At 49.3% G+C, this 8,899-nt stretch carries 5 protein-coding genes and 1 pseudogene; all 6 read right to left on the reverse strand.

Annotated elements, in window-relative coordinates; all coding sequences use genetic code 11:
• Positions 1-229 precede the first annotated feature (229 nt).
• Positions 230-1,246, reverse strand: a complete 1,017-nt coding sequence (locus FGX59_RS39080; protein ID WP_240722857.1) for a TnsD family Tn7-like transposition protein — start codon at positions 1,244-1,246, stop codon at positions 230-232.
• A 180-nt stretch (positions 1,247-1,426) separates the two neighbouring features.
• A pseudogene (locus FGX59_RS39925) lies at positions 1,427-1,888 on the reverse strand (TniQ family protein); the annotation flags it as partial.
• On the reverse strand, positions 1,885-3,384 hold the full coding sequence (locus FGX59_RS35015) for a hypothetical protein (protein ID WP_138473140.1): 1,500 nt from the start codon (positions 3,382-3,384) through the stop codon (positions 1,885-1,887). The gene FGX59_RS35015 and the pseudogene FGX59_RS39925, both read right to left, overlap by 4 nt.
• Positions 3,368-4,996, reverse strand: coding sequence for an ATP-binding protein (locus FGX59_RS35020; protein WP_138473142.1), 1,629 nt, complete (start codon positions 4,994-4,996; stop codon positions 3,368-3,370). The genes FGX59_RS35015 and FGX59_RS35020 overlap by 17 nt, the downstream gene beginning before the upstream one ends.
• Positions 4,989-7,088: a Mu transposase C-terminal domain-containing protein gene (locus FGX59_RS35025; protein ID WP_171060983.1), complete on the reverse strand. Its 2,100-nt coding sequence runs from the start codon at positions 7,086-7,088 to the stop codon at positions 4,989-4,991. The genes FGX59_RS35020 and FGX59_RS35025 overlap by 8 nt, the downstream gene beginning before the upstream one ends.
• 49 nt (positions 7,089-7,137) lie before the next feature.
• On the reverse strand, positions 7,138-7,968 hold the full coding sequence (locus tag FGX59_RS35030) for a TnsA endonuclease N-terminal domain-containing protein (protein WP_138473146.1): 831 nt from the start codon (positions 7,966-7,968) through the stop codon (positions 7,138-7,140).
• Positions 7,969-8,899: the final 931 nt, after the last annotated feature.

Genomic DNA, 8,899 nt, shown 5'->3' on the forward strand with positions numbered 1-8,899 from the left:
AATGGATAACTATCGGTGTTTATGTAATAACTTCATTCTCGAGCCGGGTCCTGATCAGCGCCGATCGGGACCCGGCTCGAGCAGAAAAGTCTCTGTATAAACAGCTGGTTGCAAGCCGAATGGGCAGGGTAACGGTTTGATGCTGATCCACAACCTGCCAGCCTTGGTCTTGGCGACGACCTTTCGCCGAAGTTGTTCGGGTTCGAGCTTGATTGCCTCCAGGGCCAATTTAAGCTTCGGAAGATATACAAGATAACACCCGTTCGGAAATGTTCGGATTCAGGCCAGCCATTCTCCTGATCCGCCACGCTTTAAGGGGGGTATCGTTCTTCCGAAGAATGCGTTTCACATGCCACACTCTTCTGATTTGGAAGTCCTCGGTCGTTTCGAGAACCGCCTTCACAGCGCTGTCGGACCTTGGAAGTTTCCCTAACCGTGGCCTAAGCCAGTTCACTTTTCCCAGCCGTCGCTCTAGTTCCGCCAATGTCACCCGTACCGGAGGAGAAAGGCATCTTATTTCTTGAGAGCGACGAAGTATCTCCACAGAAAGCACATCATCCAAGGCGGGCCAATCCACTCTCGATTTTGGGCTTGCCTGGTGCCTTCGCGGAAAGTGAGCCTTCATCCAATTGCGATCATTTCTGTAGAGCCGCCAGTATAGTGCAGGATTTGACTTCCGAATCTGGGAGCAGGTAAATCCGAGTTCGATGAACCTTTTCCATTCCTTGCGCGTTTCTTCCAATATTGCAGATTTTTCGTTGCCGTTGCGGAGCGCGCGTGTTTCGAGTTTCCACGGCCCCTCTATCTGCAGCCTATTGGCGTGCGCTTTCACAGTCTTGGCATCTACCTGAAGTCTCCCGGCAACTGCACGGACACTTGATTCAGTTTTCGCGGCTTTCTTCAGCTTGTCAATGAAACTTGCATCGTCTCTAAGAAGCGAACGACGTTTCGAAGTTCGGCGGTTGGAAAGAGCCATGCGGTCGCCCTTGCAAATGAATTCTAAAAGAAGATACCGCATTGGAGAAAATATCTTGCGGTGCTGGCGGCCGATATCGACAACCCAGCCCACGTTCTTCGCATCCTCGATGTAGCTTCTAAATGGAAATAGCCGGTCGGCAGAGTACTTCAATAATTCTCTAGCCAGCAGTCTTCCGCTTTTTCTGCAGAACCCTTTCGCATCGAGCGCCTGGGCGCAGGCTCTTTGCAACTTGTCATGTGTCCAGCTATGAAATTTCCTATCGAGCAAGTCCTGGCTTCGTCTTGCCAGCCATACGTACGATTCGAGGTTTTCATCTACGTGCCGATTGCGAGATTCGGAGTGAGTAACGCGAGCTTCGCATGTTTCCCTAGACGCTGCGACTAGGCTGTGACTTCCAAATGTGCTTGGCAGATTAGCATTCAGGAGTACAGAGAAGTGATCAGGGCAAACAAAAACCCCGGGTAGTTGATGGGTGCGATGCCAGTATATCTCACCATGCTCGGACAAGGATTTGGAATTGCAATACGGGCACCAGCGTAGCCGGAATGGCGCAGCTATCTTTCCTGGTGCTATAGATAATCTGGCATGAGTGCCGGACGCTTCCCCTTTAAATAGGCAAGTAGCGGACTCTACACGGTTCACTTTGGGAACAAAGGCGGCAATGTATCCGAAAAGCGTCTCCCGCAAAAGGGACGTTGGGGATTGAGGACTTAATGAGCGTAACTTTGAAGACAGTGCATTCAGGTTTGACTGAAGGTCGATTGAACAGCGGACCGAGGGGTTTCCAAAAAGTTCATTTACGCTGTTCCTCGTGCTCGGCGAACAGCAATGGCGATGATATCTGGAAATTCGGCTGTAGAGAACCTCATCTGGAAGAGAGTTGGGAAAGTATGTTAGAAGCGCAGTCATCGGATTTTAGGCGGAAACGAGATCCCACATCTGGTGGACGCCTCTGAGGTCAGCAAAGCGGACCACACTGGGGTCGCCCTTGAGCGTTGCGAATTAACTGGATGTTGCAGGTCAATTTCCGCATCCAAAACTTCGATGCCTTGAAACGTCGTCGCAAGCCTCTCAAGAAGCTTCTTCCATGTGACGCGGCCTTCGTAGAACATGTTGGATACGGATCGAAATGCATACAACATCGCACCCCTTGTTCTTTCCGGAGGGCATTCTCCAGTTATTATCGAAATCTTGTTCTGGAGGGGAAAATGAACGCCCATCAAAAAGAAAATCTTCCTGTTCTTCGGCGCGATTTCTACCGCAAAATATGAATCAATTCCGTCATCTCCAACTTGCGGAGTCTCAACGGCTGAATAGAAGAATCGGTAATGTCTCAGTTCAAGCTGTGACAACATCGAGTTCACAGACAAAAGAAAAATCTCCATTCTTTTGCACAGGAGGCGCAATTCATGGAAGGCATTGCTCTTGGGGTTCGAGTAGCTTCCTTTTTTCTTCAGCGGGGCTGAGCCGGAACGAACGAACCATTCCATATCCGGGGGCCGTGAAGTGAATCGAGAATGAAATGGACGTTCTACGTTTCGTGTCTGGGTTGCGCCACTGTGCCGGAAGTCAAAGCGGTAATTCCTATGGGTGTCCAAGATATCAAGAGAGTCGCAAATCCTCGTTACGCAGGTTGCGGTCTCCCTAACCAGAACTTTTGCAGAAAAAGCAATTGGCGAAATTGATGGGATATTCAAGGGTAGATCACACCCATTCGTGAAATTGAGATATAGGCTATCCCAGGAAGATCGGAGCTTGGGGGTGCTAACGATTTTTTGAAAGAAATCAGTGCAAAATTCTGGGCGAACGTCTGCAGAGAGAAATATCGCATTCTCGCTAAACACCTCGAGTAGGGAGGTTCGACCGGATTCCTCAAATTCGATAAACAAATCCATAATCCCGTTCGGCTCGAGAGCTACGGAGGCCAAGGCCGAGTTGGGAAAGAAGAAGAACCTGCACAACTCCATGGAAGGAATGATGATACGTTCGGTTCCGGCGCGATATTCGAGACAAGGCATTCGGAACTTGGAGAAATCCGCGCGAGCGGAGAATTCTGTTTTGTCAATGGTGATGATGCGGTCTGTCGTGCGTTGGAAACTTGAAAGCGAACACATTCCGAAACCAATCTTGCATCCATCATTTTTTTTAATGCAGTAGCCATCGGCGTAAACGTCGCCTATCGATAGATATGGAAAAAATTCAATTGGAATTCGAAAGATTGACAATCTCATTGCCGCTAGCGCGTAAATGTAGAAAAAGACGTTAAACTCGGAATCCCTTGCGAATCGGCCGATCTCTACAATTTTTCCATCCAGAGGTAGGCGCTGCTCTTTCGAACCCAGGAAGAAGATTTTCCTAGGTTTTTCCGGTACAGCCCATATGGTCGCGTTACCTTTCGTTTTCAATGAATAAAGAGCTCCCCTCTAAAAGTTCATCCTGAAAGGGCGGTCGCAAGTATCCCAGTTGTTCAAGCGTTTTCAGGCAGATGTCAGCGCTCCTAGTTCTAATGTCTCGAATATCATGTTCCGATATGTCCAATCTGCTCGCTCTTTGGCAGTTCTCTGAGTCATTTTCCAAAGACCCGGCGCCGTTCAGCTCGCCCTTAAGCATTGAAAGGACCGTTTCGAGTGCTTTCACGGGGTCGTAGCCGGGTTCCTTCGCGAGCGTGTTCTCGATGAAATCTCGAGCGGCATCGGAACTTTCCTTCCGCTTCGAAAGCTCTTTCGATATCTCCGTTGATATCCTTTCCGAAGCCTGGAATGTGCCCTCCCCCTTGACTTCTATCGCAGTGCCAAGTGCCGATTGCAAAATAGCCGAAACCTGCATATCCAGACTTCTCAAGTCCTCGTATCGAGATTCCGCCTCCACGCTTCCGGAGCGCAGGGCGCTAATCATGGGCTTTATCAATCCAAGGTGCTCAGTCGCAGTTCGACGGAGTGTTTCGGCCGAAATAATTTCCGGCGAGTCCAGCATCTCAGAATTGAGGATTGCCCTCATCTGGGCAAGTTGATAGAGTTTAATCGCAATATCTATGACTCCCTGACTCTCGTCGTGTAGAACCTCTTTAATTTCCGGGGTGAGTTCGTTTATTTCGTTTGTCCATTGCCACTGCCACAGATTTTCAATGAAATGATCCCAGGTCGGTCCGGGACCAATTCTGTCCCAGAAAGTGCTTCCATAGCCGCTGGCTCTTCTTGCTTGACGAAGCGCGCCGCCCACGATTGGCAGTGCTTTTGGCGTGCCAATTAGCATAATTGGGGTGGAGCAACGATTGACGAGACTAACGAGAAAGTTTAGCATCTCGTTGCGACCGGTGCCGGGGGCCTCAGTCAAATGCTGGAGTTCATCTATAACGATAAGTCCAACAGCATACAAGTTGGCGACAGCAGCCATTCTGTTCGCGAGCTGGTCGATTGACGGTCTTGCGCTTAGATATCTTTTACGCAGGTTTGTTTGTAGTATCTCGCTCATTTGATCAAAAAAGCTCAAACAAAGCTGGCTTAGGGAACCTTTGTAAGGGCACTCCAGAATAATCCAGGGCACTTGAACAAGTGCTACGGGCGTCCTGTGTTGAATTACTTGCGGATACCTGTGCAGAATTCTTTGTACGCTCTTTGTTTTCCCCATTCCCGACAGTCCTATCAGTGATATTCCTCGGGCTGTCGACTCCATAGGTATGTCATTGAAATCCATATTTCCTGTTCGGCATTTTTCATAGTGGTTATGGATTCGTTTGAAGTATTCTTTGGAATTAGGGTTTCTTCCAATGTACCCTTGTCTGATGGTAACGTCGATCGTTCTCTCGAGAGAAATATGCCGTTCATTTGGATTAAGATATCTGTCAAGCCGCATCAGGCAGTGAACACGAAGATGTCGTGGTAGCGTTCGCTCGATAGGATCGTAGCTCGGCATATTGCGAAGGAACCTGAATGCCTCTGCTGCAGAAAGAATTTCAGGAAGCGCGGCAATGAATGCGTTCTCTCCATATTCGGGAAGTTCATATTTTCGATCAGTCATTGTCCTCACCGCCTAGGAATCGAGATTCGAAATCCCTCACGCTCGGAGTATCGTCAGGCTCGTTCTCATGCGGAGAATTTCTTGTTGGCGCAGCGGGTGTACTTGATTCGATTCGGGCGATTGATTGCTCCTTCTTGAGTCTTTCTCGTTCAGTGATGCGATTTTCCTTTATTTCCTGAAGTCTTTTTGCATTCGAAACACCGGGGCGGATGGATTTGCTATATTGGTAGTTGGCCGCGGAAACGATGTCATCGGCCATGTCGGACAGCTTGATCTTTTCCAGTAGATCGCTATCTTTTCGGCTGTTTCTGATTTTTCTCTCGAGATAGCGCAGCTGACCGATTTCCCACATTGACAACCCTTTCCATCCGATAGACCGCTCGGCGAGCGTGCAAGGAATGAATTCGGTTGCACTGCTTTTCCCATGGACCCATATTGTGTCCATGCAATTTGGGTCGTATGAAACCTTTATTTTTTTGCGGCCAAATTTGTTTGCGTCTTGCGGCCAGAGTTGCGTCTCCAAGATAGGAGATGAGTAGAAGCACTGGTTGAAATAAATTCCCTGATCGGTAACGCTAGCATCTTTTTCAGGGAGCAAGCTCAGTTGAACCGTTTCGGCGGAGAATTGTCTTAGATTTCCGGTTCTGTTTTGAATGCCCCAATGCCACAGTTTTATCGGAATCGGTTCTATTCCCTGAGAAATCATATCCGCAGTTCGCGGATAGTCCTTAAAGGACCTGCGGCAATTGTGTTCGAGAATCAGCAAAGTCAGGAGATCTTTTAGCTCATCTATATTTAGGTGCCCATCGATGGGCCTGCCCTTGCGTTTCTTTTTTATGTAATCCTTCGGAATGTATCCTGGAGAGAAATCACCTAGTCGAGATTGTATCAGGTCAAATCTCTTCTCTACAATTCCCTTCAGGTCCGGACGGTATGCTGGTGTATTTTCCACTCTGATTCCAAAGTTCCTTGCCAGTAGCTCAGCCTGCTTTCCTTTAACTTCCCCGCAATCTGCGAGGAGAACATCTGGCAAGACCCCGCTTGGCCATTCATCTTCGGTTATCTTTATTTTCAGGCGCCGTGTTTGTTGGTCCTTCGAGGCGACGGCATTCACCAGAGCGCTGCTTGCTCCTACCCAGGATGCGCTTTCAAAGCTGACATGAAAGCCGACTATCATTAAGCTAAATACATCGGATACAAAGTAAAGTGTTGGGCGCCCCACGAATCTATCCCTGTCGTTGGCGGAGCAAAGGTATATATCTGCAATAGTCGCATCTATTTGCCATTTTGAACTTGGGCCGATAACTCCTTTTTGTGATATTCCCAGTTTGCTTCTCGGAATTCCAGCTGCGCAGCCCCTGTAATCTCTTCCTGATTTAAGTAGCAGATGGCGGTGGTCTTTTGAAATCCAGTATCGAAATTGAGCCATAGATGGCTGGGGCGCTACAAGTGCCTCAACTTGCTGTCCAGTGTCAGGGTCGATTTCGTACTTCACATAGTACTGGCGTATCAATTTGTCATATGCTTTGGCGAATTTTCCTTCTTGAATATCTGTGCAGTATTCGGTTGCAATGTTTTTAATTTGTTCTCGCTCCACTTCTCCAATATTTCCTGTCGAGCTTTCGATTATCTCGGGCCTGCCACGTTTCTTCTGTTTTGGAACCTTTGATTCTCCTCGACGTGCCGTATTGTCGTAGTCAGGCAGAAGCGCATTCACCGTCATCCCGCGCTGCCAGTATCGCCTGAGGAACCTATATATCCTTTGCCGTGATGTTTTGTGTTTCTTGCTGGCTTCCTTTACCAGTGCTGACCGAATTTCGGGATCGAATGTGGATGGCTGTTGCAGCACGATTGGTTGAATTATCTTCCAAGCTTCATCTCGTCGGGCAAGGTATTTTGGCGGCAATCTTGAATCAATTATCGGTTTTGCCCAGGGATCCTCGAGCAACAGAAGTTGTCCACTTTCCAGAAGCTCAAGGGTTGTCGGGGAGTCGACGTATTCGGGAAGAGCGTCGCTGGAATCGAGGGCAATAGATACATGACCGAGGGAGCCGCTCTCGATCCAGAGAACCCGCTCCTTTTGATTCGTCATGCTGTTCCAATAGACAATGTTTGGAGAAAAGTTTCGTACAGTGACGGCTCTAGAGTGTGTCATGGATGAAAAGTACGCTTATTGTTGTTGCGGGATTCCATAGCTCTTTTCTGAAATTTGCCCTTATTCGCTTCGCGGAAATCGCGTGCCGGATGTGTCCCAAAGTGGAGCCGGCCTTCCTTTTTTTTCTGGTATCTTCGCAGGCACAGAACTCGCCAATGCTTTTATCTGGTTGATCCTGAATTGCTGCTTCAAGCGCGAGCAGAACGTCTGCTTCTGCTTCAGTTTCGGATAGTCCCGCGATGCTATTTGGGCCAGATATCCAGTCGAGGTTCAGTATTACGTGTTTGGGTATGGAGCGTTCTGTAACTATTCCCCAGTCAACTTTCTTTTCGGTCCAATAGCGGCGTTCAATTTCGAGGAGCTTTCGGGTCTCTGGGTTGGCAAGGTTCTTGGCGTATATCACTGATCGCGCGGCATGGGTCCTTTTTCCCTTGTTCCTTGTATCTAGGAGGAAGTCAGTTGTCATAACCATTGGGGTGGTTCGATCATTGTAAGTAGGGTGCTGGACTTGCATTTGATCGGCAATAGCCAAGGTATCACCTCGCGAGAGGGGGAAGCGCTCTCTGATATCTGTAACGTTTTCCAGAAAGTCGCATATCAAGAAATAATGTAGTTCCAGTTTGGAAAGTAAATGATGCGTTCGCCCTGTGGTCGCGCCGGTTGGGCGAGAGGTTAACCCACTAGAGCTTGCATCATTAACTGTCAGCCAAGGCTGGTATGTGCTGCCGTGACCCTGTCCGCGCCCGTTCTCGACGAAGCGAGCGATAGTATTCTCATCAAAGTTGCCCTTGCGCGGTCTTGGCATCCATCCACCCAACAGTGAAATCCACGACCCGGCAACTATAGCATGAAATTCAGGTACAGTCTGTATAAATGACGTACATTCTGTTTTATCGGGGTACGATCTGTTTTATCACTGATCAACAAGATGTGGCGCGAGAATAAAGTTTGTACCTGAACAGAACGTAAGTCATTGATATTGCGGTGATGGATTTGAGGATCGAAAGAAAAGTTTGTACTCATCAGATGCATAATGGTATATACATAATAGAAAGGCCGGTCGAAAAGTTTGTACCTTAGCTCAATAGGTAACCTCCACCCTATTCCGCCCGCCTTCTGTCACAGTTTCAAATTTACGGCTGGCACTAATGACTCTGGCAGAGGGGAGGGGCCCGATCCAGCCCATTGCAGCCGGACGTGACGGCGCCGTGGTGGGGTGGGCTGGTTGCGACCGGCTAGAAGAAGTGGACTTGCGGCGCCGCGGCGGAACCCGAGCGGTTGACCTGCGAAAGCGGTCGGTCGCGGCGGGCGGAGCTTGGTGGGCGCCGATCTGGACGCGCCAACCTAGTCCGGCCGCTCATCGTGGCCGCACCTACTGGCGAAGAGCGCAGTTTGCAGCCGGTGGCAACCACAGAAGTTGGGGGCGCCACGCGTCCGGCCCACAGCCGACATTTGGGGCAGGCGCAGGGCACGCCTGGTCCCGGCCGATCCGAGAAAGCCTCAAGCTGTATTCTGCAAGGGATTATGACTGGCCCATATCCGCAGAAAGATGAACGCAGGACTGAGTAGAGATCCGCGCGCTACCAGCAAGACTGCTTTTCCGTTTGTGCCTAACTGTAAGGGCTACTGGGACTACCTTCTGCCCAATTCAAATACCTAGGCTCAGGACCCATTGATTTGGTTGGGCGCTCGTGATTCACCGCTCGAAAACGAGCGGTGACCATGTCTGATCTTTTCTGGTTGAGCGA

The sequence above is a fragment of the Poseidonocella sp. HB161398 genome, from assembly GCF_005870025.1.
In the GTDB taxonomy this organism is placed as follows: Bacteria; Pseudomonadota; Alphaproteobacteria; order Rhodobacterales; family Rhodobacteraceae; genus Mangrovicoccus.